Origin of the sequence: Pseudomonas sp. NPDC077649 (genome assembly GCF_044542855.1) — a bacterium.
In the GTDB taxonomy this organism is placed as follows: domain Bacteria; phylum Pseudomonadota; class Gammaproteobacteria; order Pseudomonadales; family Pseudomonadaceae; genus Aquipseudomonas.
This window is the reverse complement of sequence record NZ_JBITVF010000011.1, coordinates 58,679-83,662: the sequence shown is the minus strand read 5'-3', so window position 1 is coordinate 83,662 and position 24,984 is coordinate 58,679. Positions and strand designations below refer to the sequence as shown.

Here is a 24,984-nt window from a genome sequence, read left to right as displayed (position 1 = left end):
CACCGGAGGGCGTGACCATGAAAAGAGCCCAGCCATGAACACGCACCGCCACCGTTGCTGTCGCCCGCGAATGTGCGACTGACCGCCACGAACCAGAACCAAGATAAAAATCCAGTTAGGAGCTGCACCATGTCCATTCGTCGTTTTGCCCTGGCCGCACTGGCCAGTGCCCTGATCGCCGGCCCGGCCGCCGCCGCCCAGACCCTGCTCAACGTGTCCTACGACCCGACGCGCGAGCTCTACAGCGAATTCAACGCCGCCTTCAACCAGCACTGGCAGGCCCAGGGCAACGAGGCGGTGAGCATCCAGCAGTCCCATGGCGGCTCGGGCAAGCAGGCCCGCGCGGTGATCGACGGCCTGCGCGCCGACGTGGTGACCCTGGCCCTGGCCGGCGACATCGACGAGCTGTACAAGCTCGGCAAGCTGATCCCGGAGAACTGGCAGGAGCGCCTGCCGGACGCCAGCACCCCCTACACCTCGACCATCGTGTTCCTGGTGCGCAAGGGCAACCCCGAAGGCATCAAGGACTGGGACGACCTGGTCAAGCCGGGCGTGGAAGTGATCACCCCCAACCCGAAGACCTCCGGCGGCGCGCGCTGGAACTTCCTCGCCGCCTGGGCCTACGCCCAGCAGAAGTACGGCAGCGAAGCCGAGGCCAAGGCCTTCACCGAGAAGCTCTACAAGAACGTGCCGGTGCTGGATACCGGGGCGCGCGGCTCGACCATCACCTTCGTCAACAACGGCATCGGCGACGTGCTGCTGGCCTGGGAGAACGAGGCCTTCCTGGCGCTCAAGGAAGAAGGCGGGGAGAACTTCGAGATCGTCGCGCCGTCGCTATCGATCCTCGCCGAACCGCCGGTGAGCGTGGTCGATGCGAACGTCGACAAGAAGGGCACGCGCCAGGTCGCCGAGGCTTACCTGAACTACCTGTACAGCGAGCAAGGCCAGCGCATCGCCGCCAAGCACTTCTACCGCCCGCGCAACCAGGCGATTGCCGCCGAGTTCGCCCAGCAGTTCCCGCAGCTCAAGCTGGTGACCATCGACGCTGACTTCGGCGGCTGGAAAACCGCGCAGCCGAAGTTCTTCAACGACGGCGGCGTGTTCGACCAGATCTACCAGGCCCAGTGATGCGCAAGGGTGGGTGGGGCTGAAGCCTGCCCACCCCTGGTTTGTTAGAGCGTTCCAACGCCAACCGATTTAAGGACAGGCCATGTCTCGCCGTACTTCCCCCGTCATACCCGGCTTCGGGCTGACGCTGGGTTACACCCTGGTGTACCTCAGCCTGTTGGTGCTGATTCCCCTGGGTGCCATGTTCGTCCACGCTGCCCAGCTCACCTGGGAACAGTTCTGGGCAATCATTTCCTCGCCACGCGTGCTGGCCGCCTTGAAGCTCAGCTTCGGCACCGCCTTGCTCGCCGCCGTGATCAACGGCGTGATCGGCACCCTGCTGGCCTGGGTGCTGGTGCGTTACACCTTCCCCGGCCGCAAGATCATCGAGGCGATGATCGACCTGCCGTTCGCCCTGCCCACCGCGGTGGCCGGTATCGCCCTGACCGCGCTCTATGCGCCCAACGGCTTGATCGGCCAGTTCGCCACGTCCCTGGGTTTCAAGATCGCCTACACCCCGCTGGGCATCACCCTAGCACTGACCTTCGTCACCCTGCCCTTCGTGGTGCGCACCATCCAGCCGGTGCTGGCCGACATCCCGCGCGAGGTCGAGGAAGCCGCCGCCTGCCTGGGCGCCAAGCCGCTGCAGGTGGCTCGCCACGTGCTGCTGCCGGCGCTGCTGCCGGCCTGGCTGACCGGCTTCGCCCTGGCCTTCGCCCGCGGCGTCGGCGAGTACGGATCCGTAATTTTTATAGCCGGCAATATGCCGATGAAGACCGAGATCCTGCCGCTGCTGATCATGGTGCAACTGGACCAGTACAACTACGCCGGCGCCACCGCCATTGGCGTGCTGATGCTGGTGGTGTCGTTCATCCTGCTGCTGCTGATCAACCTGCTGCAGCGCCGCATCAGCCGTTCCTGAGGAGCCGGGCATGACTTCCACGACCCTGACGGCCAGTGCCGTCAACAACGCCGCCCGTCGCGGCAACGCCCTGGGCCGGCGCCTGCTGATCCTGGCGGCCTGGCTGGTGTTCGCCTTCTTCCTGCTGCTGCCGCTGTTGGTGGTGGCGAGCGAGGCGCTCAAGCAGGGCGCAGGCACCTTCGTCGCCGCGATCCTCGAGCCCGATGCGATCAGCGCGCTGAAGCTGACCCTACTCGCCGTCGGCATCGCCGTGCCGCTCAACCTGGTGTTCGGCGTGGCTGCCGCCTGGTGCGTGAGCAAATACGAGTTCCGCGGCAAGAGCATCCTGGTGACCCTGATCGACCTGCCGTTCTCGGTGTCGCCGGTGATCGCCGGGCTGATCTACGTGCTGCTGTTCGGCGCCCAGGGCTTCTTCGGCCCCTGGCTGCGCGAGCACGACATCCAGATCATCTTCGCCCTGCCGGGCATCGTTCTCGCCACCATCTTCGTCACCGTGCCCTTCGTCGCCCGCGAGCTGATCCCGCTGATGCAGGAGCAGGGCACGCAGGAGGAAGAGGCCGCGCGCCTGCTCGGTGCCAACGGCTGGCAGATGTTCTGGCACGTGACCCTGCCCAACATCAAATGGGGCCTGATCTACGGCGTGGTGCTGTGCACCGCGCGGGCCATGGGCGAGTTCGGCGCGGTGTCGGTGGTGTCCGGGCATATCCGCGGCTACACCAACACCTTGCCGCTGCACGTCGAGATTCTCTACAACGAATACAACCACGTCGCCGCCTTCAGCGTGGCCAGCCTGCTGCTGCTGCTGGCGCTGCTGATCCTGCTGCTCAAGCAGTGGAGCGAGTCCCGTATCAACCGCCTGAAAGCCAGCGCCGGCGAGGAATAAGCCATGAGCATCGAAATCCGCAACGTCAGCAAGAACTTCAATGCGTTCAAGGCGCTGAGCGACATCAACCTGAACATCCAGAGCGGCGAGCTGGTCGCCCTGCTCGGCCCCTCCGGCTGCGGCAAGACCACCCTGCTGCGCATCATCGCCGGCCTGGAAACCCCGGACAGCGGCAGCATCCAGTTCCATGGCGAGGACGTGTCGAACCACGACGTGCGCGATCGCAACGTCGGCTTCGTATTCCAGCACTACGCGCTGTTCCGCCATATGACGGTGTTCGACAACGTCGCCTTCGGCCTGCGCATGAAGCCCAAGGGCCAGCGCCCGAGCGAAGAGGTGATCAAGCGCAAGGTGCACGAACTGCTCGACCTGGTGCAGCTCGACTGGCTCGGCGACCGCTACCCCGAGCAACTCTCCGGCGGCCAGCGCCAGCGCATCGCCCTGGCCCGCGCGCTGGCGGTGGAGCCGCGCGTGCTGCTGCTCGACGAGCCGTTCGGCGCCCTCGACGCCAAGGTGCGCAAGGAGCTGCGCCGCTGGCTGGCGCGCCTGCACGAGGACGTGCACCTGACTTCCGTGTTCGTCACCCACGACCAGGAAGAGGCCATGGAAGTGGCCGACCGCATCGTGGTGATGAACAAGGGCGTGATCGAACAGATCGGCTCGCCGGCCGAGGTCTACGAGCACCCGGCCAGCGACTTCGTCTACCACTTCCTCGGCGACGCCAACCGCCTCTATGTCGGCGAGGGCGACCACCATGTGCTGTTCCGCCCGCACGAGATCCACCTCTCGCGCCAGGCCGAGGAGGGCCACCAGGCCGGCGAGGTACGCGATATCCGTCCGCTCGGCGCGATCACCCGGGTGACCCTCAAGGTCGCCGGCCAAGCGGAGCCGATCGAAGCGGAAGTGGCCAAGGACCACCTCAGCCTGGCCGGCCTGAGCCGCGGCGAGACGCTGTACTTCAAGCCCAAGGCCGGGCAGCCGACGGCCTAAGGCCGGGCGGCTACCGCGCAGCCTGGGCTTCGCGGTGGCCGCCGGGCTCTCAGAGCGTCGCCGCCCGCGAATACTTCAGCCCATACCACTGCAGCTCGGCGAGCAGTGCCACCGCCACCGCCTGGGCGACGACGAAGGCGTAGCCGAACAGGTTCGGCGAGACCCAGCCGATCACCAGCAACAGCAAGCTGTCGATCACCCAGACGACATTGACCGCGAGCACTGCCCACACCGCCGGGCGGCTCAGTTCGGCGCGGTTGGCCAGCCATACCAGCATGGCGGCGAACGGCAGCAGCGCGCTGCCGGCGATCAGCAGGAGCATACGCGGCAGTTCGAGAAAGGCGCCCAGCCAGCCGGCGGCCAGGACCAGCAGCAGGCCGGTGACGCCGCTAAGCAGGCCGTCGACCAGCAGGGCATTGCGCAGCAGCGGAGAAGGTTGCAGTGCGTTCATGGCGAATCCTCCAGAAGGCGGCACCGGAGCGGTGCCTGGCGCACAGATTTCGCCGAATCGTGCCGGGCGTCGATTACCTGCCAGGTAATGGCCGGCATGACGCCGCTGGACTATCGTGCTGACCATGAACGATTCCCAGACCGCCGGCGCCCTGCTGCGCCAATGGCGCCAGCGGCGCCGCCTCAGCCAGCTCGACCTCGCCTGCGAGGCGGAGATTTCCACCCGCCACCTGAGCTTCGTCGAAACCGGCCGCGCCCAGCCCAGCCGCGACATGCTGCTGCACCTGGCCGAGCAGCTGGAGATTCCCCTGCGCGAACGCAACCGCCTGCTCGGCGCCGCCGGCTACGCGCCGCTGTACAGCCAGCACGACCTGGCCGACCCGGCGCTGGCACCGGCGCGCCGGGCCATCGAGCAGTTGCTCAAGGCCCACGAACCCTACCCAGCGCTGGCCATCGACCGGCAGTGGAATCTGCTGGCGGCCAATGCCGCCGTGGGCGCCTTCCTCGCCGGCATGCCGGCGTTCCTGCTCGGCCCGCCGCTCAACGTGATGCGCCTGTCGCTGCACCCCGAGGGCCTGGCGCCGCGCATCGCCAACCTGGCGCTGTGGCGCGCGCACCTGCTGATGCGCCTGCAGCGCGATGCCGAAATCAGCGGCGACGACAGCCTGTTTGCCCTGCTCGAAGAGCTGCGCGGCTACCCCGCGCCGGCGGAAGTCGCCGCGCCGCCGAGCGACGCCGTACTGGTGCCCCTGCAGCTGCACAGCGAGCGCGGCGTGCTGAGCCTGATCAGCACCATCACGGTGTTCGGCACGCCCAACGACGTGACCCTGGCCGAGCTGGCGCTGGAAACCTTCTTCCCCGCCGACGCCTTCACCGCGGCCTACCTGCGCGAACTGGCCGGGCGGCCGTAGCGGCCACCGGCGCACGGGCTTCTGCAACGGCCGTTCTGCCGCGCCGCCGGCCTTTTTCCGACGAAATCACACTTTCGGGTCATGCTTCGCGGCCTGCGACGCAGTAGTCTTGACGCTGCGCCTTTGACGCCGCCCGCTCACAACAATAACAAGGAGCACCCCGGATGCGCTGTAAAGCATTGTTGCGCCACGTTTTTCTCTGGACGCTCGGGCTCTTCGCCGGGCTCTCGCCACTGGCCTTCGCCGAAGCGGTCAGCCCCCAGGAACAGATTCAGGTGCATGCCAGCCGTGCTACCAGCAGCCTCATGCTGTTACGCGGCGAAGGCTTCCAGAAGGTTCATCAGCAACGCCTGGAAGCCGACCTGGCCGCTCTGGCCGGGGCCATGCAGAGCCTGCCGCAGGGCAGCGCCGAACTCTCCAACGCCCACCAGACCCTTGTTACCCAACTGCGCGCCGGTGTTTCCTATGGCCCCGGCGAGGAGAACGTGCCCTGGCGTTTCCCGGAAGACCTCAGCCGCGCCCTGCGCGATTTCCTCAGCGCCGCCCGCGCCCTGCCGGGCGGCGAGGGGCAGAGCGAGCTGGCGGCCAAGGTCGAGTACCTCGGCGTGCAGTACCTCAGCCGTGCCTACCTGGGCACCTTCGAGATCGCCCGCGAGCAACCCGATACCTACCTGGGCCAGGACGAACGCCTGCTGCTGCCGGCCATCGATGCCGAGCTGGGGGCCCTGGACAAGAAGGCCAACCCGCAGCTGAGCAAGCTGCAGACCCGCTGGAGTTACCTGCGCGCCGCCCTGGCCGACATGAACAGCCAGAGCAATGCCCTGGAAAGCGTCTCCGGCCGGCCCTTCGCGCCGATCACCGTGGATCGCCACGCACGCTCGCTGACCGCGCAGTGGATGGCGATGTTCTAGAGCCTTAGGCTGCGCCGTGCGCACCGCCTAGAGGGTACGCACGGCGCAGCCTGAGATCAGGCCAGCGACTTCTTCTCGCGGATGCAGGTCGGCCCGGCGATGTCCACCACCGCCCGCTCCACCTCCTTGCGCAGGCCGAGCAGGAAGGCCGCCTCGGCGGCGACGAACAGCGGGCCGATCACCAGCCCCGTGATATCGTCGACGAAGGCCGGCTTGCGCCCCTCGTAGTAATGACCGACGAACTGGATGACCCAGCCGACCACGAACAGGCCGATGCCCGCGCTCAGCCACAGCGCGGTGGAGGCCGCCGCCAGGGCCGCGCCGGCCCACAGGCAGAGCCCCAGCAGCAGGCTCATGAGCAGGCCGAAGCGGGTGTCCAGGCGCAGGTAGAACAGGGCCGAGGCCAGTGCCAGCAGCGTCGCCGGCGCCAGCCACAGGCCGAGCAGCTCGAAGCCGGGGCGCGACAGCAGCACCGCCACCGCCAGCACTATCATGGGAATACCGATGAAATGACTGGCGATATTGCGCCGGTCACGGTGGTAGGCCGCATATTGGGCCAGGTGATCGACTAGGGTTTTCATGTGGTTGCGGTCCTTTTTCACGACAGGCCCTGGCATCATCGCGCCCCGCTCGTCCGCCACTCTGTCAGCTAGGCGACAAAGCCCAAGGAGCCTCGATGCACGACCCCCACCCCTTCCTCGCCCGCCTGCAGCAGGGCCACTGGTTCGCCGGCCTGCCCGGCGAGCTGCAGGGCGCGCTGCTGGACATGGCCCAGGTGCTGCAGCTGCAACCCGGCCAGCGCCTGTTCCGCCGCGGCGACAAGCCCAGCGGGCTGTATGCGGTGGTCGAGGGGGCGATGCGTATCGGCGCGGTCAGCGAGAGCGGCAAGGAGGCGCTGCTGACCCTGGTCGAGCCGCCCTACTGGTTCGGCGAGATCTCCCTGTTCGACGGCCTGCCGCGCACCCACGACGCCTTCGCCGAAAGCGCCAGCAGCCTGCTGCTGCTGCCCCAGGCCGAGCTGCTCGCCCTGCTCGAGGCGCAGCCGCGCTACTGGCGCGACTTCGCCCTGCTGATGAGCCAGAAGCTGCGCCTGGCGTTTATCGCCCTGGAGGAGATGAGCCTGCTGCCGGCCGCGCCGCGCCTGGCCCGGCGCCTGCTGCTGATCGCCGAGAACTACGGCGAGGGCGAGCCGCGGCGGGTGCTGCACCTGGCCCAGGAACAGCTGGCGCTGATGCTGGCGGTGTCCCGGCAGACCACCAACCAGATTCTCAAGGAGCTGGAGGCCCAGGGCATCGTGCGCCTGAGCTACGGCGAGATCGAAGTGCTCGACCTCGAACGCCTGCGCCGGGTCGCCGGCTGAACCGCTGGCGCTGTGCCACTGTCGATAACCTGTCCACTTGACCGAGTCTGCCGTCCGATGCCGTCCACCGCCGCCTCCACCCTCCCCGAGATACTCGCCGGCCCGCTGCTGCGCCGCCTGGAACCCGGCCGCCTGGTGCTGTGGCTGGTGGCCAGCCGACCGCTGAGGCTGCAGCTGTGCCTGCAGCCCGAGGGCGAGGCCGAGCAGCGGCACGCCCTCGACGAGCATTGCCGGCAGCTGCCGCTGGGCCGCCACGCCGTGCTGCACCTGATCGACCTGGCGCTGACGCAGCCCCTGCCGCAGGACGTGCGCATCGCCTACGACCTGCAAATTCTCGGCGACCCGGCGCCGCGCGGCCTGGCCGACTGGGCGCCGCATCTGCTGTACGACGGCCGCAGCCGCGCCGACTTCGTGCTCAAGGCGCGCATCGACCAGCTGCTCCACGGCTCCTGCCGCAAGCCGCACCACAGCGCGGCCGACGGCCTGCTCTGCGCCGACCGCCTGCTGGCCGCGCAGCCCGAGGCGGCGCAGCGCCCGGCGCTGCTGCTGATGAGCGGCGACCAGGTCTACGTCGACGATGTCGCCGGGCCGATGCTGTGCGCCATCCACCAGCTGATCGCCCGCCTCGGCCTGTTCGACGAGCGCCTCGAGGGCGCGGTGGTCACAGGCAGCCAGGCGCTGTACGCCGACCCGGTCGGCTACTACCGGCGCGCCGAGCTGCTGCCGGCGCTGAAGAGCAACCAGACCCTGCGCGACAAGTTCTTCGGCGGCGTGGAGAAGCCGATCTTCACCAGCAGCAACGCCGACAACCACCTGGTGACCTTCGCCGAGATGATCGCCATGTACCTGCTGGTCTGGTCGCCCGTGCCCTGGAGCCTGATCGAGGAAGAGCAGCCGCCGCTGGACGCCGAGCAGCAGCGCCGCTACGCCGAGCAGCGGCCGTGCATCGCGGCCTTCCGCCAGTCGCTCGGCCAGGTGGCACGGGTGCTGGCGCACCTGCCGACGCTGATGATCTTCGACGACCACGACGTCACCGACGACTGGAACCTTTCCGCGCGCTGGGAGCAGACCGCCTACGGCCACCCCTTCTCCAAGCGCATCATCGGCAACGCCCTGCTCGCCTACCTGCTGTGCCAGGGCTGGGGCAACGACCCGGACGCCTTCGCGGAGCCGCTGCACGCCTGCGGCGAGCTGCTGCAGCAGCGCCAGGACGACCAGCTCGACGCCCGGGCGCAGGACGCGCTGATCGACGCCCTGCTGCAGTTCCAGCACTGGCACTACGTGCTGCCGACCACCCCGGCGCTGCTGGTGCTGGACACCCGCACCCGCCGCTGGCGCAGCGAGGGCCGCCTGTCGCGGCCGTCCGGACTGATGGACTGGGAGGCGCTGTGCGAATTCCAGCAGGCGCTGCTCGATCACCCGGCCTGCATCATCGTCTCGCCGGCGCCGATGTTCGGGGTCAAGCTGATCGAGGGCATCCAGAAGCTGTTCACCTACGCCGGCCACCCGCTGCTGGTCGACGCGGAGAACTGGATGGCCCACCGCGGCGCGGCCAGCGTGATGCTCAACATCTTCCGCCACTCGCGCACGCCGGGGGATTTCGTCGTGCTCTCCGGCGACGTGCACTACTCCTTCGTCTACCGCGTGAGCATCCGCCACAAGCGCGCCAGCCCGACCATCTGGCAGATCACCAGCAGCGGCATCAAGAACGAGTTCCCGCCGCGCCTGCTGGACTGGTTCGACCGCCTCAACCGCTGGCTCTACGCGCCCTGGTCGCCGCTGAACTGGCTGACCAAGCGCCGGCGCATGCGCGTCAGCCCGCTGATCCCCGAGCGCAGCCGCGCCGGCGAACGCCTGTGGAACGGCGCCGGCCTCGGCCAGGTGTTCTTCGACGAGCAGGGCCGGCCCGAGCGCATTCTCCAGCTCAATGCCGACGGATCAAAGCCGGTGGCCTTCGTCGCCGAACGCGACGAGCCTCAGCCGCGCGAGATTCCCGCCAACCCGTAAGAGCCTGTTCAAAGTCTCGCGAGCTAGAGCAATGCAATACCGATGGCGGCCCCGCAAAAACAGGCGAGGAACGGTCGGAGTCGCGGGCGACTGTACTTTTGTACATGAGCATTACTCGCTCCGCTCGCCCCTTCGGGGCCGCACTGAAGTGCGTTAGCCGCAAGCGGCTTGCCGAGCCTGTTTTTAACGCAGCAGTGCCGACGCGCAGCAGACTTTGAACAGGCTCTGAGGCCTCACTGCGCCAGCCAGCCGCCGTCGATGTTCCAGGCCGCCCCGCGCACCTGCTGCGCCGCCGGGCTGCAGAGGAACAGCGCCAGCTCGCCCAGCTGCTGCGGGGTGACGAAAGCCTGCGACGGCTGCTTCTCCGCCAGCAGCGCCGTGCGCGCCTGCTCGGGTGACTCGCCGGCGGCGATGCGCGCGTCGATCTGTCGCTGCACCAGCGGGGTGAGTACCCAGCCGGGGCAGATGGCATTGCAGGTGACGCCGCTCAGGGCGGTTTCCAGCGCCACCACCTTGGTCAGGCCGAGCACGCCGTGCTTGGCCGCGACGTAGGCCGCCTTGCCGAGGGAGCCGACGCTGCCGTGCACCGAGGCGATGTTGACGATGCGCCCCCAGTCCTGCGCACGCATGTCGGGCAGGGCCAGGCGCGTGCAATGGAATACCGCGCTGAGGTTGAGCGCGAGGATCGCGTCCCAGCGCTCGGCCGGGAAGTCCTGCAGCGGCGCGACGTGCTGGATGCCGGCGTTGTTGACCAGGATATCGACCCGGCCGAACTCGCGGCGGGCGTAGTCGAACAGCGCCTCGATCTGCGCCGGGTCGGCGAGGTCGGCGGCGTGGTAGCCGATGCGCCCGTCGTGGCGGGCCAGCTGCTCGGCGGCGGCCTGCCAGTCGCCGAAGCCGTTGAGAATGACATTGGCGCCGTTGCGCGCCAGCACCTCGGCGATGCCGAGGCCGATGCCGCTGGTCGAGCCGGTGATCAGGGCGGTCTTTCCACTGAGCATCTTGGGGTTCCTTGTCGTTTGAGATGAAGGTGCAGCGGTTGGGGCGCACCGCTCTCGCTTGCCGGAAAAAGGCCGGGCCACGCTGGCCCGGCAAGGCTTTCACGAGGAGTAAGCGCAATGCGTGGGCGCGGCCTTACCAGAGCGGCAGGCTGTAGCTGACGATGAAGCGGTTCTCGTCCAGATCCGCACCGATGTTGCTGCGGGTGGTGGCGTTGCGCAGGCGCAGGCCGAGGTTCTTCAGCGGGCCGCTCTGCACCACGTAGGCCAGGTCGGTGTTGCGTTCCCAGGTCTTGCCTTCGCTTTGCCCGGCGCCGCGGTCGACGTTGTCGCCGGACAGGTAGCGGGTCATGAAGGTCAGCCCCGGCACGCCGAGCGCGGCGAAGTCGAAGTCGTAGCGCAACTGCCAGGAGCGCTCGTCCTGATTGCCGAAGTCGTTGATCTGCACCAGGTTGATCAGCGCGTTGTCGGCGCCGGCGATGTAGGCGAAACCGGTGTCGCCGGACAGGTGCTGGTAGCCGGCGGTGAAGCTCTGGGCGCCTAGGCGATAGGTGAACAGCGCGCCGAAGGCGTCGTTGTCGACATTGCTGCCGCCGTCGTCGCTGGAGCGGGCGAAGCGGATGTCCGACTTGAAGCTCTGCCCCTCGCCCAGCGGCAGCTGGTGCACCAGGTTGACCAGGTGCTGTGTGTAGATGCCGTCGAGGCCGCCGTAGTAGTAGCTGGTGGCCAATTCCGGGGTCCACTGGTAGCGGCCACCGGCGAAGAGGAACTCGTCGCTGCTCTTGGCGCTGCCCAGCACGATATTGCGCTTGCCGCCGTTGAACACGGTCATCTCCTCGTTATCCGAGGAATCGCGCTGGTTGACCCGGTCGAGACGGCCGAGGTCCAGGCTCAGGCCCTCGATCTCGTTGCTGCTCAGCCAGGCGCCGCGAAAGGTCTGCGGCAGCAGGCGGCTGTCGTTGCGCATCAGCGCCGGCAGCACAGGTTGCAGGGTGCCGAGCCTGAGGGTGCTGTTGGAGGCGCGCAGCTTGGCGGTCAGGCCGGCCTCGCCGTATTCGTCCTGGGCACGCTTGGGCGCCTCGCGGTCGCTCTTGAGGATGCCGGTGCCGACCCGGTCCGGGCTGGAATCGAGCTTGAGGCCGAGCAGGCCGATGGCGTCGATGCCGAAACCGACGGGGCCCTCGGTGTAGCCGGACTCGAAGCGCAGCATGAAGCCCTGGGCCCACTCCTCGGCCTTGGCCTGGGTCGCGCCGCTCTGCCGGAAGTCGCGGTTGAAGTAGAAATTGCGGGCATCGAGCACCGCCTTGCTGTCGTCGACGAAGGCCGCGCTGGCGGGGCCGGCGGCGATCAGTACGGCACCGCCGCAGAGCAGCTGGCAGAGGGAGCTGTGGTGCAGTCGCATGGTATTTCCTCTTGTTGTTATGGGCCGCGTTGCGCGGCGCAGGAGGCAGAGCGAGAAGCGTGCCAGCCCCTGCCGGCACGCGGCCTGTCGGCGCAATACCGCGGGCCAGAGCCTTTCGCCGAGAATGCAGAGGGGTGAGCGCGGGGCTGCAAAGCGTCTGCTGCGCTGGACATGTCGGCTGGCGGCGGCACTCGCTGTCCAGCCGACTGGACGCCGGACGAACCGATGTCACTCAGCGCTGACTCAGGCCGTGCTGCTGCAGCTTGCTGTACAGGCTGGCGCGGGAGATGCCCAGCTGCAGGGCGGCGCGGCGGCGGTTGCCCTGGCAGGCGAGCAGCATGCTCTGCAGGGCGCGGCGTTCGGCCTGGGCGATGGTCTGCGCCAGCGGCTGCACCGGCTCGTCGGCGCCGGGCGAGGCGGGGCTGGCCGGCGGTTCCAGCGCTCCGGCGCTGCCGGGCGCGGCCAGCAGCGGCTGCAACTGGGCCACATCCAGCAGCGGGCCGTCGACATCCAGCTGGGCGCGTTCGAGCAGGTTGCGCAGTTCGCGCACGTTGCCCTTCCAGGGCTGGCGGGCGAGCAGGGCCAGCGCCTTGTGGCTCAGCTCCATGGGCGCCTGGGCGGAGCGGTTGGCGATATCGTCGAGCAGGTACTCCACCAGCGCCGGGATGTCCTCGCGTCGTTCGCGCAGCGGCGGCACCTGCAGGGCCAGGACGTTGAGGCGGTAGTACAGATCGCCGCGAAACTGCCCGGCCGCCACCTTGGCCTCCAGGTCGATATGGGTGGCGGCGATCACCCGCACGTTGAGCGGCTTGACCTGGTTGGAGCCGAGCGGCTCCACCTCCTGCTCCTGCAGCACCCGCAGCAGCTTGGCCTGCAAGGGCAGCGGCAGGTCGCCGATCTCGTCGAGAAACAGCGTGCCGCCGTTGGCCACCTCGAACTTGCCGATCCGCGCCTTGCGCTCGGCGCCGGTGAAGGCCCCCGGCGCGGTGCCGAACAGCTCGGCCTCGACCAGGGTCTCCGGAATCGCCGCGACGTTGACCGCGACGAAGGGGCCGTTGGCCCGCGGCGACAGGTTGTGAATGCCCTGGGCCAGCAGCTCCTTGCCGGTGCCGGTCTCGCCACGCAGCAGCACCGTGGCGTCCAGCTGCGCGGCGCGGCGCGCCTGGCGCTTGACCTCGCTGGCCGCCGCGCTGGCGCCGATGAAGCCGGCGATGGTGTAGCGCGCGCGACGGGCCTTGGCCAGCTCGTGCTGGGTGGCGAGCAGCTGGCTCTGCAGCTGGTTGTACTTGGCCATCAGCGGCTTGAGATGGCGGGCGCGGTCGAACAGCACGAAGCCGAGGGCGCCGACCAGGGTACCGTCCGCGTCGCGCAGGGGGATGCGGGTGACCACGAAGTGCTCGTCGCCGAAGGCCATCAGGTCGAGCATGCTCGGCTGGCCGCTTTCCACCACCTCGCGCAGGCGGCTGGCCGGCAGCACCTCTTCGACCTCCTTGCCCAGCGCGCTGCGCGGGTCGCGGATGCCGACCTTCTGCGCGTACTTGTCGTTGATCCAGACGATGCGCGCCTGGCGGTTGACCGCGATGGTGCCTTCGCACTGGGCATCGAGGTGGTCGAACAGCAGCGGCATGGCCACGGCGCGAAAGCGCTCGGGCGACACGCCGATGATCAGGCCGTGCTGGTCGAGGTCGTCACGGGAAATGGCCATGGCAGTTGCGCCTCCATCGGTTGGTCCGGGAAATGACGCAAGCCCTGCCACCCGGGCAGGGCATCGCGCATGCGGCGATGGCGGTCATGGCCCGCCATACACCTCGTTGGGCAACCAGGTGGCCAGCGCCTCGAAGTGGAACACCAGGGCCAGGCCGAGCAGTTGCAGGAGGATGAAGGGCAGCACGCCGAGGTAGATGTGCCGGGTGGTGATCCCCGGCGGGCACACGCCCTTGATGTAGAACAGGGCGAAGCCCACCGGCGGGGTGAGGAAGGAGGTCTGCAGGCACAGGGCGAAGAGGATGGCGAACCACAGCGGGTCCACGCCCATGGCGAACAGCACCGGCGCCACCAGCGGCAGGACGATCAGGGTGATCTCCACCCAGTCGAGGAAGAAGCCCAGCAGGAAGGTGATCAGCAGCACCGTGAGCAGCACGCCGGTCTGACCGAACGGCAGGCTGGTCAGCGCCGCGCGCACCACGTCGTCGCCACCGAGGCCGCGCAGCACCGCGGCGAACACCGTGGCGCCGATAAAGATGCCGAAGATGAACGCCGTGGTGCGGCTGGTCTGGTACAACGCCTCCTTGATCACACCCAGGTCCAGGCGCCGGCTGAACCAGGCCATCAGCACCGCGCCGGCGGCGCCCACCGCCGAGGCCTCGGTGGTGGTGGCGATGCCGAAGAAGATCGAGCCGAGCACCGCGAGAATCAGCCCCAGCGGCGGCACCACGGCCAGCAGCACGTCGAGCAGCGCGCGGGCGTCCAGTGGCTGGCGGTCCTTGGGCGCCGGGGCGAAGTCCTTGTTCAGCCAGGCGGCGATCAGGATGTACAGCACGTAGAGCACGCCGAGCATCAGCCCGGGAATCAGCGCGCCCATGAACAGCTTGCCGACCGAGGCCGCCGGCGTGCCGAGGCGGTCGGCCATCAGCACCAGCATGATGCTCGGCGGTACCAGGATGCCCAAGGTGCCCACCGAGCAGGCGGTGCCCACGGCCAGGCTCTTGTTGTAGTTGGCCTGCAGCATCGGCCCGAGCGAGAGCAGGCCGAGCAGCACCACCGAGGCGCCGACTATGCCGGTGGAGGCGGCCAGCAGCACGCCGACTATGACCACGGTGATGGCGTAGCCGCCGCGCAGCGGGCCGAGCACGCGCACCAGGCTGTGCATCAGGCGCTCGGCGATGCCGGAGCGGTCGAGCATGATGCCCATGAAGATGAACAGCGGCAGCGCCACCATCAGCTCGTTGGCGACTATGCCGTAGATGCGCGCGTCCAGCACGCCGATGGTGCCGCTCCAGGTGAACCAGAGTTCGGCGTCGAAATGGTTCACCAGCACATGGCCGACGACCGCGAAGATCAGGCCGACGCCGGCCAGCGACCAGGCCACGGGAAAGCCGAGCAGCAGCAAGCCCATGAAGGCGGCGAACATGGCGATAACCAGAATTTGTTCCAGACCCATCATTTCAGCCTCGTGATCAGGGGTGCGGGTGAGCGCCGTTGGATGGCTCGGCGGGCGCGTCGACGGCCCGGGGGAAATGCAGCAGCAGGGTGCTGCAGCGCGAGGCGCGGGCGATCAGGGCGATGGCCACCAGAATCAGCCCCAGCGGCAGCACGCTCTTGAACACGAAGCGATAGGGCAGCCCGCTCGGCGCCTGCGAATGCTCCAGGTAGACGAAGGCGGTGTGGGCGTAGGCGAGCAGGCTGTCGATCATCAGACCGATCACCGGCAGCGCCAGCAGGACGATGCCCAGCAGTTCGATCCAGGCCTGGGCGCGCAGCGGGAACTTCTCGCGCAGCACATCGACGCGCACATGGTCGTCGCGCACCACGGCGTAGCCCAGCGACAGCATCATGGCGGCGCCGAACAGGTGCCAGGACAGCTCCTCCAGGGCGATCGAGCCGCGCGCCAGGATGAAGCGGCTGAACACGTTGCACAGCACCACCAGCAGCACGGCCAGCCACAGCCAGGCGCTGGCCTTGCCGATGGCGGCGACGAGACGGTCCAGAAACCTGGACAGGCGGTTATGGGGTAGCTCGGCGCCAGGCGCCGCAGCGGAAGCAGGTTGCTGCATCGGGAAAACCTCGGACAGGAAGACGCGACGGGCCGCGGCGTGGCCGGGCCCGTGCAGGGTCACTGGGCGCGATCAGTCGTGCTGGTAGTAGTCCCGCGGCAGGTAGCCCATGCCGTGCCAGGTGGCGTGCTGCGCCATGAACGCGCGCTGGCTGCTCAGCACGCGCTTGAACATCGGGTCCTGGGCGGCCATCTCGTCGAGCACCTCGTTGCTCACGCGCTGCAGTTCGCGCAGCACCGGCTCGGGCAGCACCTGCGGCTTGACCCCTTCCTGCTGGTAGGCGGCCAGGGCGGTCGGCTGCGCCCACTCGCTTTCGGCGAAGCCCTTGAGGGTGGCCGACTCGCAGCCCATCTCGATCAGCGCGCGGCTCTGCGGCTCCAGCTTGTCCCACACCTCCTGGTTGACCAGCAGGTGCGAGGTGGTCAGGGTCTGGTGCCAGCCCGGCATGATGTAGTTCTTGATGATCTGGTCGAGGCCGAGCATCTTGTCGATCGCCGGCTGGGAGAACTCGGTGGCGTCGATGGTCTTGCGCTCCAGCGCCTGGTAGATCTCGCCGCCGGGGATCATGGTCACCGAGGCGCCGAGCTTCTCCAGCACCTTGCCGCCGATGCCGGCGAAGCGGATGCGCAGGCCGTCGAAGTCCTGCAGCTGCTCGATCGGCTTGGCGAACCAGCCGGCGCCTTCCGGGCCGATGATGCTGCACAGCATCGGGTGGATCTTGTGCGGCGCGTAGATCTCCTCCAGCAGCTGCTTGCCGTCGCCCTGGTAGTACCAGGCCAGGTAGGCCGGCGGCTCCATGTTGAAGGGCGCGCCGGAGTACAGCGGCAGCGCCGGGATGCTGCCCTGGTCGTAACCGATCCAGGTGTAGCCGGCCGGGTACTTGCCGCTGCTCACCGCGTTCATGATCTCGAACGGCGGCACCAGCTCGCCCGGCTCGTAGTAGCGCAGCTGGATGTCGCCGCCGGAGATGGCCTTGAGCGATTCGGAGAGGTGCTTGACCGGGGTGGTCAGGCCCACCAGGTGGGAGGGGAAGGCCAGGGGCACCTGCCAGCGGATCTTCTCGCTGGCCAGCGCCGGGCCGGCCAGCAGACTGCCGGCGAGCAGCGCGGCGGCAGAGATACCCAAGGTCAGGCGGGAAAACGAATGTGTGACGGACATGCTGGAGTTCCTTCTTGTTGTAATTGTTTTCGAACAACGGCCCGGTCGCTCGCACCAACGCGGAATACTCCGCGCCGCAGCGGCGCCAGCCGTTAGCCCATACGCCAATGCGATCTCTGTGCCATCTTTAAATGGCTATATAAAACAACGAGTTAGAATGCGCTCGCCCACCCAACACAGCGGCCAAGTCTTGAAATCTGGACAGTTGCGCGAGGAGCCCGCCAGACATGTCCAGAAATCCGGACATTGGCGGCTGGAGTGGGGGACATGGGAGGGCAGCGAAGGCCCGCCGGGAGTGTGATGGCTTGGAGAGGTGCAAGGAGCGACTGCATAAGCGCAGTCGCCCCCGGATGCTTCAGTGTGAAGGTGCTCTGTCGGCCATTAAAGCGTTTGGGGAGGCGGCCGGTAACGCCCCCCAAATGCCGGAGTGCACAGAAGGGGCTCGACCGGGGCGTGCAGAATTGACGCCATATAGGCTCTACTCAGCTCGTATGAGTGCTTCGGCAAGAAATGGAGCAGTCCGGCTGCCTGACGCCCGAGCCACCTGTTGAGGAGTACCGTCCGCCACGATGCGGCCGCCGGCATCACCCGCCCCCGGCCCCACGTCGAGCACCCAATCGGCTTGGGCCACAGCGCGCATGTCGTGCTCGATCATCACCACGGTATTGCCGGCATAGACCAGGCGCTGTAGCTGCACCAATAAACGGTCAGCGTCCGATGCATGCAGCCCAGTGGTCGGCTCATCAAGCACGTAAAGGCTGCGGCCCCTTTGGCTGCGCTGCAACTCCGTGGCGAGCTTGATGCGCTGCGCTTCGCCGCCCGACAGCTCGGTAGCAGGCTGCCCCAGGCGCAGGTAGCCCAACCCTATCTCGCGCAGTAATTGGAGTGGTCGCGCCACCGCATCTTCGCCTGCGAAGAAGTCGTGGGCCTCCTCCACCGTCATCTGCAGCACTTCAGCGATGTTTCGCCCGTTCCACTGCACTGTGAGCGTGGCGTCGTTGTAGCGGGCGCCATGGCATGTCGGACAGGGCGCGTAGACACTGGGCATAAACAGCAACTCAACGCTGACGAAGCCTTCACCCTCGCAGGTTTCGCAGCGCCCCTTGGGCACATTGAAAGAGAATCGCCCCGCGTCATAGCGGTGGCGGCGCGCATCGGGCGTGGCGGCGAACAACTTGCGCACGTGGTCGAACAGGCCCGTGTAGGTGGCCAGATTAGAGCGTGGCGTGCGACCAATCGGCTTCTGATCCACCTGAACCAGGCGCTGCACAACATCCACATCGCCCGCCAGATGACCACCGGTAACTTCGATCACCGCCGGCCCTTCGCTGCTAGCGCTGCCTGTCGCATCGTCCTCGGGTTCGTGCCCCAGGTGCAGGAGCAACAACTCCGGCAGGGCCTGGGCAACAAGGCTCGATTTACCCGAACCGGAGATACCGGTAACTGCCGTCAGCACGCCTAGCGGGATGCGTGCATCCACACCATGCAGGTTGTGACGACGGATGCCCCGTAGCTCCAGCCATCCGGCCGGTTCGCGGCCACGGCGCCCCGGAGCGGGGATCTCATCGAACAGGTAACGCGCGGTGCGTGACTCAGCAATCTCGCGCAGGCCTTCCGGCACACCACTGTAGAGCACGCGACCGCCGCGCTCGCCGGCATCCGGCCCCACGTCCACCAGCCATTGCGCGCGGCGCATCAAGTCCAGGTCGTGTTCCACCACGAACACCGAATTGCCAGCATCCCGCAGCTTGTCGAGGGAGTCGTAGAGTGCCTGACTGTCCGCGGGATGCAGGCCCGCCGAGGGTTCGTCGAGCACATAAACCACGCCGAACAGCATGGAACTCAGTTGCGTGGCTAGACGCAAGCGTTGCAGTTCGCCGGCTGATAGCGTGGGCGTAGCACGATCCAGCGTTAGATACCCCAGGCCCAGTCCGCGCAATTGGCGCAGGCGTGCCATCACTCCGCCGGCCAGTCGCTGGGCGGCGATGCGCTTCTCTTCCGAAAACGCGGAGGTGCGGCGCACATCAGGCGATATCGCATGAACCGCGCGGCCCGCTGCAGCACGTTCGGCCCGGTCGCGCCTCGTCGTGTCCCTGTCAGTCTCTGCACCTGCCGTATGGGCGCGGAAATCGCCCGCAGAGATCGGCTCAAGCAAGGCCGCCAACCGGTCGAGGGGCATTTGCATGAACTCACCGATATCCACCCCGGCAAAAGTCACCGACAGCGCTTCGGACTTGAGTCGCTTGCCATGGCAAGACGGGCACGACCGTCCTTCCATGTAGCGCGACACCCGCTTTCTCATCAGCGCACTTTGTGTGTTGGCGAAGGTGTGCAACACATAACGTCGGGCGCCTGTAAAGGTCCCCATGTAACTGGGTTCCATTTTCCGCTTGAGCGCCGCACGGGTTTCAGCAGGCGTGAAGCCAGCGTACACCGGCACCGTCGGCGTTTCGTCGGTGAACAGAATCCACTCTCGGTCCTTCTTCGGCAGATCCTTCCACGGTCGGTCAACGTCATAACCCAGGGTGACCAGGATGTCGCGCAGGTTCTGCCCATGCCAGGCAGGCGGCCAAGCGGCGATCGCGCGCTCACGGATGCTGAGCGACGGGTCCGGCACCATGGTGGCCTCCGTCACCTCGTACACATGGCCCAAGCCATGGCAGGCCGGGCATGCGCCCTGTGGCGTGTTGGGTGAAAAATCCTCGGCATACAGCATCGGCTGATTGGCTGGATAGGCACCGGCACGCGAATACATCATCCGCACAAGGCTGGAGAGCGTGGTCACGCTACCCACGGAAGAGCGCGCATTGCTGGCACCACGCTGCTGCTGCAATGCAACCGCCGGCGGCAGACCATCGATTGCATCGACGTCCGGTACGCCGGCCTGATCGATCAGACGCCGCGCATAGGGCGCAACCGACTCGAAGTAGCGCCGCTGCGCCTCGGCATAGATGGTGCCGAATGCTAGCGAGGATTTGCCGGAGCCAGAGACGCCTGAAAACACCACCAGTGCATTGCGCGGGATGGCGACGTCTACATCCTTGAGGTTGTTCTCGCGCGCCCCGCGCACTTCGACAAGGCCACTGGCTGCAGCGGTACACGAAGATTCACCGCAGGAGGGGTTTGGCATGTGTTCTTGTCCTACGGTTCGTGGATGGCAATGGGCTGCAATTCCGGTTAACGCCGGCACTCCAACGTACTGCGGCAAGCATTGAAGCGGCAATCAGCAGCAGCGATCCGCTCTCCTCAAGCACGCGCTTCCAGTATCGGTTCGTCAGGATGTTTGAATTCGCTGTAGTGAATTAATCCTGCGTTGCTGCCTTAAGGGTGTCGGATGAGCGTGGAACGGGGGCTGGATCACCGCGGAATCAGTGGCCGAATGTTCATGGAATAGCTGGCGGATGGCCGTGGAATCCGCAATCTATGGGGTGAGCAGCAGCCCACGCTTTAAAATCCTCGATGAAAGCCCGTACTGGTTGCCTTCAGTACACCCTGCACCGGTCTGTCGAAGCGCCGAAGGATTTCATGATCTACGAGATCTGGCGGGATCAAGCAGCACTGAATGACCATGTACTGCGGGCGCATTATCTGCAGTTCAGCGCGCTGGCAGGTGAACTACTGGTTGAGCCACCGATTGTCAGCCAGATGATCCAGATTGCCTAGCACGGCGGGAAATGCCGTTCACCGCCCCGGCGCCAACTACCCCCATTGCGGATACCTCGAAGCGGTAGACCTTTGGCGAAGCCGGCCGATCAGGAAGCCGGGTTAGCTTACCCCTTGCATGGACGACCTTAGACCGGACGACCTGGTATGAACGCGACGCGTGAAGCCAGGAGCAGCGTCCTAAAGCAAATTCACCGGCAGATGGATCCGCAACTGGCCGATAGCCGCCCTGCCCCTGGCGCCTATCGGCCCGACATCAGCACGCCGCACCGCATCTTCAGCGCGGTAAATACACTCAGCGCAGCTTCTCCAGCATCTGGTAGTACCACATGCCGGCGGCCAGCATCGGGTTGCCGAGCTGGTCGCCCAGCGGCACCTTGATGTGCCGGCAGGCGGCGAAGGTGTCGTACTGCTCCAGGTCGCCGGTGATGGCCTTGGCCATGATCTCGCCCATGATGTGGGTGGTGGCAATGCCGTGGCCGGAGTAGCCCTGGCAGTACCAGACGTTGCTCGACAGCTTGCCCAGTTGCGGAATGCGGTTCATCACGATGCCCATGGCGCAGCTCCACTGGTAGTCGATCTGCACGCCCTTGAGCTGCGGGAAGGTGCGCTCGATACACGGCCGCAGCTCGCCGGCGATATCCCGCGAATCGCGCCCGGAGTAGTTGCAGCCGCCGCCGAACAGCAGGCGGCCGTCGGCGGTGAGGCGGTAGTAGTCGAGCACGAAGCGGCAGTCGTACACCGCCAGGTCCTGCGGGTTGATCTCGCGGGCCAGCTCGCCCAGTGGCGCGGTGGTGACGATGCCGCCCATGGCCGGGAAGATCAGGCCCTTGAGCTTGCGCCGCTCCAGCTTGTGATAGACGTCGCCGGCCAGCAGCACCTGCTTGGCCTCGATCCGCCCGCCGCGGGTGACCACCGCCGGACGCGCGCCGTGGACGATCTCCAGCACCTCGGAATGTTCGAAGATCAGCGCGCCCAGGCTCTCGGCCGCCTTGGCCTCGCCGATGCACAGGTTGAGCGGATGCAGGTGCATGTTGCGGTTGTTCCTGATCGCCCCGCAGTACAGCTCGCTGCCGAGCTGGGCGCGCACGCCGGCGGCGTCGAGCAGGGTCACCTCCTCGCCCATGCCGCGGCGCACAGCTTCCTCATAGGAAGCCCTGAGCTCGTCCATGTGCACCGGCTTCATCGCCGCGTGCAGATGGCCGTGCTTGAGGTCGCAGTCGATACCGTACTTTTCCACCCGGCTCTTGATGATCTGGTGGCCGCGCCAGCGCAGGTGCCAGATGAAGTCATCCACCTCCTCGCCCAGGCTGTTGCGCATCTGCTTGCGCATGGCCTCGTCGCCGGACAGGCTGCCGGTGACCTGGCCGCCGTTGCGCCCGGTGGCGCCCCAGCCGATCTTGTGGGTCTCGATCACGGCCACCTTGAGGCCGCGTTCGGCCAGCTCCACGGCGGTGGCGACGCCGGTGAAGCCGCCGCCGATGATGGCCACGTCGACGCTCACGCTGCCCTGCAGCGTCGGGTAGTCGGTCTCGCAGTTGAGCGAGGCCGAGTAGTAGGACAGCGCGCGCTCGGCGGCGGGTTTGACGGGTTGGGTGATGGCGTTCATTGCATATCCTTCAGCCGGAGGGTGCGCCGTGCGCACCACGAATGGGTTCGGTGCGCACCGCGCACCCTACTCAGGCGTTGCTCAGGTACCAGCGCCAGTCCTGCTCGCCGACCTCGCCCATGAACTGGCGGTACTCGGCGCGCTTGACCGCGAGAAACACCTTGAGGAACTCGGCGCCGAAGGCGTCGCGCGCCCAGCCGGAGCGCTCCAGCGCCTGGATCGAAGTCAGCCAGTCGGTGGGCAACAATTCCTTGGCCTGGGCATAGCCGTTGCCCTGCACCGGCTCGCCCGGATCCAGCCCCTCGCGGATGCCGCGGTGGATGCCGGCGAGGATCGCCGCGGCGGCCAGATAGGGGTTGGCGTCGGCGCCGCAGATGCGGTGCTCGACATGCCGGGTCGGCGCCGGGCCGCCCGGCACGCGCAGGCTGACGGTGCGGTTGTCCACCCCCCAGGTTGGCGCCAGCGGCGCATAGCTGTTGGCCTGGAAGCGCCGGTAGGAGTTGGCGTTGGGGCAGAACAGCAGCAGCGAATCGAGCAGGCTGGCGAGCATGCCGCCGACCGCCTGGCGCAGCAGCGGCGTGCCGGCCGGGTCCTCGCTGGCGAACAGGTTGGCGCCGTCGCCATCGGCCAGGCTGACGTGCATATGCATGCCGGTGCCGGCGATCTCGGCGAACGGCTTGGCCATGAAGCAGGCCTGCATGCCGTGGGCATGGGCCACGCCCTTGACCAGGCGCTTGTAACGCACCGCCTGGTCCATCGCCACCAGCGCCGGGCCGTGTTCCAGGGTGATCTCCACCTGGCCGGGGGCGTATTCGGAAATCGCCGTGCGCACCGGGATGCCCTGGGCCTTGCAGGCGGCGTACAAATCCTTGAGGAACGGCTCGATCTGCTCCAGCTCGCGCAGGCCGTAGACCTGGGTCTGCCGCGGGCGGCCGCCGTCGGCGTCCAGCGCCGGCTGCGGGCGGCCCTGGGCGTCCGGTTTCTGGTCGAGCAGATAGAACTCCAGCTCGCAGGCCATCACCGGATGGTAGCCGTCGGCTTCGAGCTGCTCGATCACCCGCACCAGCAGTTGGCGCGGATCGGCGACGGTGGCCGGCAGGCCTTCGGTGGGGTGCATCGACACCTGTACCGCGGCGGTGGGGATCTGCCGCCAGGGCAGGCGCACCAGGCTGCCGGGCAGCGGGTAGGCGCGGCAGTCGATGTCGCCGACCTCCCAGACCAGGCCGGAGTCCTCGACGTCCTCGCCCTGCAGGGTCAGGCCGAGCATGGTGCTCGGCAGTGGCCGGCCGCTGCGGTACAGCGCCAGCAGCTCCTCGCGGTGCAGCAGCTTGCCGCGCGGCACGCCGTTGGCGTCGAGGACGAACAGCTCGATCAGTTCGATATCGGGGTTGTGCGCGAGGAAATCCTCGGCTTCCTGCACGGGGGCAAAACTCGTCATGTTGCACTCGCTTGCGCCAATTCGGCGCTCGGGGTCCGCACGGCCGGCTCGATGGTCGAGCGCCTGGCTACGGCAGACAAGGCTGGGTTGGACGGCTGCGGGCATGGCGCAGCCCTTGCTGTCAGCAGGCGGGCGCGGCGTCCGGTGGACGCGCGTGACGGCAGTGCCACAGCGCCCAGAAGGCGAGGATGATGGTCAGCAGGGGGTTGAGCCGGTCGGCGCCGAGGCGGGTCCGTAACGGACTGGCGCTGGGCGGGTGGCGATGACGCTGGGCGACGGGAGTCATGGCCAAGGAGACTCGCATGGCGGCGAATCCCGGTTAAATCGCATTTTTTACACATTCAGTTATTCCCTGGCTAAACAATGCGCGCCGGCGCGTTCAGGGCTCGCGCCATAGCGGCTGCCCATCGGCCAGCACCGGCCGGTAGCGCGGCAGCAGCGCACCGGGTCCGCCGAGGCTGGCCTCGATCTGCCGGGACAGGTGCTCGATGCCGGCCATCACGCCGCGCTCGGGATCGCGCACCAGCGCCAGCCATTGCTCGTCGAAGGCGTCGTTGAGGTGGCGGCGCAGCTGCATCTCGGTGACCGGGCGCTCGCGCTCGTGAACCATGGCGCGGAACACCGAGGCGCCGATGGACACCACCAGGCCGGCCGCGCGCCCGACCATGGAGGAAATCACGCTGGCGGCGCCGCTGGTGGTGAGGTCGTCGACCAGGCGTTCGCTGGTGCTGCGGGTCACCTGTGAGATGCCCGGATGCGCCGACCAGGCCAGCGCGTTGCCCGGCTGCGCACCGATCCGCTCGATCAGCGCGGCGTAGGCCGGCAGGCGCTCCAGCGGCTTGGCGCGGAGCACCTGGTAGAGCGAGGCGCCGGGCGGCACGGCGATGGCCGCAATGGCCTGCAGATGCTGGTCGAACTGCGCCGCGGGGATGCCGTGGCGCTGGGCGATGCCCGGCAGCTGCTGGTCGAGCTGGCGCAGGTAGAACTGGGTGGACTGCTGGAGAATCTGCGGCGGCGCGATATCCCTTGCCACCGGCTCCAGCACCAGGTCCTGGTACTGCTCCTGCAGGTACTGGGCGAGCCGGCTTACGGTCTCATCGCGCTCGCCTTCGCCGTCGAGCTTGTACCAGGCGACCTTGAAACCCAGCCAGCGCTGGGTCCAGTAGCTGGAGAACCAGGGGATATAGGCGGTGTCGGTCTGGCGGTAGACCAGGTCCAGCCAGCGATCCATGGCCGCCAGCGCCTGCTCGCGGGCCTGGCTGGCGGCGCTGCGCGAGGCGGCGGCGATATCGCGGTCGACCTGGCGCCAGGTATATGCCGACACCTGCACCGGGGGCGCCGAGGCGCAGGCCACCAGCGCCAGCAGCGGCACGGCGAGCAGCAGGCGCAAGCCGGGCATCGG

The 24,984-nt window shown here is 67.5% G+C and carries 21 protein-coding genes and 1 pseudogene; 9 read left to right on the top strand and 13 right to left on the bottom strand.

Features of this window, described 5'->3' with window-relative positions; genetic code table 11:
• The first annotated feature begins 129 nt into the window (after positions 1-129).
• From ACIGFL_RS23300 to ACIGFL_RS23285, 4 genes are all read left to right on the top strand, one after another.
• Positions 130-1,128, top strand: a complete 999-nt coding sequence (locus ACIGFL_RS23300) for a sulfate ABC transporter substrate-binding protein (RefSeq protein WP_397498717.1) — start codon at positions 130-132, stop codon at positions 1,126-1,128.
• 82 nt (positions 1,129-1,210) lie between these two features.
• Entirely contained in the window at positions 1,211-2,029 is an 819-nt protein-coding gene (cysT, locus tag ACIGFL_RS23295; RefSeq protein ID WP_122109270.1) for a sulfate ABC transporter permease subunit CysT, read from the top strand.
• A gap of 10 nt (positions 2,030-2,039) precedes the next feature.
• Complete coding sequence (gene cysW, locus ACIGFL_RS23290; RefSeq protein WP_021444051.1) at positions 2,040-2,912, top strand: sulfate ABC transporter permease subunit CysW; 873 nt, start codon at positions 2,040-2,042, stop codon at positions 2,910-2,912.
• Between the two features lie 3 nt (positions 2,913-2,915).
• Positions 2,916-3,902 carry a sulfate/molybdate ABC transporter ATP-binding protein gene (locus ACIGFL_RS23285; RefSeq protein ID WP_122109268.1) on the top strand — a complete coding sequence of 329 codons (987 nt, stop codon included), beginning with the start codon at positions 2,916-2,918 and terminating at the stop codon, positions 3,900-3,902.
• 49 nt (positions 3,903-3,951) lie between these two features.
• Here ACIGFL_RS23285 and ACIGFL_RS23280 read toward each other — a convergent pair whose 3' ends face one another.
• Positions 3,952-4,353, bottom strand: a complete 402-nt coding sequence (locus ACIGFL_RS23280; RefSeq protein WP_397498716.1) for a hypothetical protein — start codon at positions 4,351-4,353, stop codon at positions 3,952-3,954.
• A gap of 124 nt (positions 4,354-4,477) precedes the next feature.
• Between ACIGFL_RS23280 and ACIGFL_RS23275 the strand changes: the two genes are divergently transcribed.
• A complete protein-coding gene (locus tag ACIGFL_RS23275; protein ID WP_397498715.1) occupies positions 4,478-5,263 on the top strand; it encodes a helix-turn-helix domain-containing protein in 786 nt (261 codons plus the stop codon).
• Positions 5,264-5,427: 164 nt separating this feature from the next.
• Entirely contained in the window at positions 5,428-6,174 is a 747-nt protein-coding gene (locus ACIGFL_RS23270) for a hypothetical protein (RefSeq protein WP_031303142.1), read from the top strand.
• Positions 6,175-6,230: 56 nt separating this feature from the next.
• Here ACIGFL_RS23270 and ACIGFL_RS23265 read toward each other — a convergent pair whose 3' ends face one another.
• Positions 6,231-6,755 carry a DUF962 domain-containing protein gene (locus ACIGFL_RS23265; RefSeq protein ID WP_397498714.1) on the bottom strand — a complete coding sequence of 175 codons (525 nt, stop codon included), beginning with the start codon at positions 6,753-6,755 and terminating at the stop codon, positions 6,231-6,233.
• 95 nt (positions 6,756-6,850) lie between these two features.
• Between ACIGFL_RS23265 and ACIGFL_RS23260 the strand changes: the two genes are divergently transcribed.
• Together ACIGFL_RS23260 and ACIGFL_RS23255 are read left to right on the top strand one after the other, a co-directional pair.
• Complete coding sequence (locus ACIGFL_RS23260) at positions 6,851-7,534, top strand: Crp/Fnr family transcriptional regulator (RefSeq protein WP_021444129.1); 684 nt, start codon at positions 6,851-6,853, stop codon at positions 7,532-7,534.
• Positions 7,535-7,591: 57 nt separating this feature from the next.
• Positions 7,592-9,541 carry an alkaline phosphatase family protein gene (locus tag ACIGFL_RS23255; RefSeq protein ID WP_397498713.1) on the top strand — a complete coding sequence of 650 codons (1,950 nt, stop codon included), beginning with the start codon at positions 7,592-7,594 and terminating at the stop codon, positions 9,539-9,541.
• A 233-nt stretch (positions 9,542-9,774) separates the two neighbouring features.
• Here ACIGFL_RS23255 and ACIGFL_RS23250 read toward each other — a convergent pair whose 3' ends face one another.
• The 7 genes from ACIGFL_RS23250 to ACIGFL_RS23220 form a co-directional block, all read right to left on the bottom strand.
• Entirely contained in the window at positions 9,775-10,542 is a 768-nt protein-coding gene (locus ACIGFL_RS23250) for a 3-hydroxybutyrate dehydrogenase (protein WP_397498712.1), read from the bottom strand.
• Positions 10,543-10,675: 133 nt separating this feature from the next.
• On the bottom strand, positions 10,676-11,941 hold the full coding sequence (locus ACIGFL_RS23245; RefSeq protein WP_397498711.1) for an OprD family porin: 1,266 nt from the start codon (positions 11,939-11,941) through the stop codon (positions 10,676-10,678).
• A gap of 232 nt (positions 11,942-12,173) precedes the next feature.
• Positions 12,174-13,646 carry a sigma-54 interaction domain-containing protein gene (locus tag ACIGFL_RS23240; protein WP_397498710.1) on the bottom strand — a complete coding sequence of 491 codons (1,473 nt, stop codon included), beginning with the start codon at positions 13,644-13,646 and terminating at the stop codon, positions 12,174-12,176.
• Positions 13,647-13,730: 84 nt separating this feature from the next.
• Positions 13,731-15,101, bottom strand: coding sequence for a TRAP transporter large permease subunit (locus ACIGFL_RS23235; RefSeq protein ID WP_397498709.1), 1,371 nt, complete (start codon positions 15,099-15,101; stop codon positions 13,731-13,733).
• 16 nt (positions 15,102-15,117) lie between these two features.
• A complete protein-coding gene (locus tag ACIGFL_RS23230) occupies positions 15,118-15,714 on the bottom strand; it encodes a TRAP transporter small permease subunit (protein WP_031302637.1) in 597 nt (198 codons plus the stop codon).
• 72 nt (positions 15,715-15,786) lie between these two features.
• Positions 15,787-16,872, bottom strand: a complete 1,086-nt coding sequence (locus ACIGFL_RS23225) for a TRAP transporter substrate-binding protein (RefSeq protein WP_021442119.1) — start codon at positions 16,870-16,872, stop codon at positions 15,787-15,789.
• A gap of 478 nt (positions 16,873-17,350) precedes the next feature.
• Positions 17,351-20,002 (bottom strand): excinuclease ABC subunit A, encoded by a 2,652-nt coding sequence (locus tag ACIGFL_RS23220; protein WP_397498708.1) that lies wholly within the window; start codon positions 20,000-20,002, stop codon positions 17,351-17,353.
• A gap of 320 nt (positions 20,003-20,322) precedes the next feature.
• Between ACIGFL_RS23220 and ACIGFL_RS23215 the strand changes: the two are divergent.
• Positions 20,323-20,535: pseudogene (locus ACIGFL_RS23215) on the top strand (putative quinol monooxygenase); the annotation flags it as partial.
• 295 nt (positions 20,536-20,830) lie between these two features.
• On the opposite strand, the gene ACIGFL_RS23210 reads toward ACIGFL_RS23215, so the two are convergent.
• The 4 genes from ACIGFL_RS23210 to ACIGFL_RS23195 all read right to left on the bottom strand — a co-directional run bounded on the left by ACIGFL_RS23210 (position 20,831) and on the right by ACIGFL_RS23195 (position 24,981).
• On the bottom strand, positions 20,831-22,144 hold the full coding sequence (locus ACIGFL_RS23210) for an NAD(P)/FAD-dependent oxidoreductase (RefSeq protein WP_397498707.1): 1,314 nt from the start codon (positions 22,142-22,144) through the stop codon (positions 20,831-20,833).
• Between the two features lie 70 nt (positions 22,145-22,214).
• A complete protein-coding gene (locus ACIGFL_RS23205) occupies positions 22,215-23,582 on the bottom strand; it encodes a glutamine synthetase family protein (protein WP_397498706.1) in 1,368 nt (455 codons plus the stop codon).
• Between the two features lie 121 nt (positions 23,583-23,703).
• Complete coding sequence (locus ACIGFL_RS23200; RefSeq protein ID WP_397498705.1) at positions 23,704-23,886, bottom strand: hypothetical protein; 183 nt, start codon at positions 23,884-23,886, stop codon at positions 23,704-23,706.
• A 75-nt stretch (positions 23,887-23,961) separates the two neighbouring features.
• Positions 23,962-24,981, bottom strand: coding sequence for a hypothetical protein (locus ACIGFL_RS23195; protein WP_397498704.1), 1,020 nt, complete (start codon positions 24,979-24,981; stop codon positions 23,962-23,964).
• Between the last annotated feature and the right edge of the window lie 3 nt (positions 24,982-24,984).

Excerpts from the sequence above, each read along its gene's own strand:
- ACIGFL_RS23300 (WP_397498717.1), top strand. The coding sequence starts at position 130 with ATGTCCATTCGTCGTTTTGCCCTGGCCGCACTGGCCAGTGCCCTGATC.
- cysT (WP_122109270.1), top strand. The coding sequence starts at position 1,211 with ATGTCTCGCCGTACTTCCCCCGTCATACCCGGCTTCGGGCTGACGCTG.
- cysW (WP_021444051.1), top strand. The coding sequence starts at position 2,040 with ATGACTTCCACGACCCTGACGGCCAGTGCCGTCAACAACGCCGCCCGT.
- ACIGFL_RS23285 (WP_122109268.1), top strand. The coding sequence starts at position 2,916 with ATGAGCATCGAAATCCGCAACGTCAGCAAGAACTTCAATGCGTTCAAG.
- ACIGFL_RS23280 (WP_397498716.1), bottom strand. The coding sequence starts at position 4,353 with ATGAACGCACTGCAACCTTCTCCGCTGCTGCGCAATGCCCTGCTGGTC.
- ACIGFL_RS23275 (WP_397498715.1), top strand. The coding sequence starts at position 4,478 with ATGAACGATTCCCAGACCGCCGGCGCCCTGCTGCGCCAATGGCGCCAG.
- ACIGFL_RS23270 (WP_031303142.1), top strand. The coding sequence starts at position 5,428 with ATGCGCTGTAAAGCATTGTTGCGCCACGTTTTTCTCTGGACGCTCGGG.
- ACIGFL_RS23265 (WP_397498714.1), bottom strand. The coding sequence starts at position 6,755 with ATGAAAACCCTAGTCGATCACCTGGCCCAATATGCGGCCTACCACCGT.
- ACIGFL_RS23260 (WP_021444129.1), top strand. The coding sequence starts at position 6,851 with ATGCACGACCCCCACCCCTTCCTCGCCCGCCTGCAGCAGGGCCACTGG.
- ACIGFL_RS23255 (WP_397498713.1), top strand. The coding sequence starts at position 7,592 with ATGCCGTCCACCGCCGCCTCCACCCTCCCCGAGATACTCGCCGGCCCG.
- ACIGFL_RS23250 (WP_397498712.1), bottom strand. The coding sequence starts at position 10,542 with ATGCTCAGTGGAAAGACCGCCCTGATCACCGGCTCGACCAGCGGCATC.
- ACIGFL_RS23245 (WP_397498711.1), bottom strand. The coding sequence starts at position 11,941 with ATGCGACTGCACCACAGCTCCCTCTGCCAGCTGCTCTGCGGCGGTGCC.
- ACIGFL_RS23240 (WP_397498710.1), bottom strand. The coding sequence starts at position 13,646 with ATGGCCATTTCCCGTGACGACCTCGACCAGCACGGCCTGATCATCGGC.
- ACIGFL_RS23235 (WP_397498709.1), bottom strand. The coding sequence starts at position 15,101 with ATGGGTCTGGAACAAATTCTGGTTATCGCCATGTTCGCCGCCTTCATG.
- ACIGFL_RS23230 (WP_031302637.1), bottom strand. The coding sequence starts at position 15,714 with ATGCAGCAACCTGCTTCCGCTGCGGCGCCTGGCGCCGAGCTACCCCAT.
- ACIGFL_RS23225 (WP_021442119.1), bottom strand. The coding sequence starts at position 16,872 with ATGTCCGTCACACATTCGTTTTCCCGCCTGACCTTGGGTATCTCTGCC.
- ACIGFL_RS23220 (WP_397498708.1), bottom strand. The coding sequence starts at position 20,002 with ATGCCAAACCCCTCCTGCGGTGAATCTTCGTGTACCGCTGCAGCCAGT.
- ACIGFL_RS23210 (WP_397498707.1), bottom strand. The coding sequence starts at position 22,144 with ATGAACGCCATCACCCAACCCGTCAAACCCGCCGCCGAGCGCGCGCTG.
- ACIGFL_RS23205 (WP_397498706.1), bottom strand. The coding sequence starts at position 23,582 with ATGACGAGTTTTGCCCCCGTGCAGGAAGCCGAGGATTTCCTCGCGCAC.
- ACIGFL_RS23200 (WP_397498705.1), bottom strand. The coding sequence starts at position 23,886 with ATGCGAGTCTCCTTGGCCATGACTCCCGTCGCCCAGCGTCATCGCCAC.
- ACIGFL_RS23195 (WP_397498704.1), bottom strand. The coding sequence starts at position 24,981 with ATGCCCGGCTTGCGCCTGCTGCTCGCCGTGCCGCTGCTGGCGCTGGTG.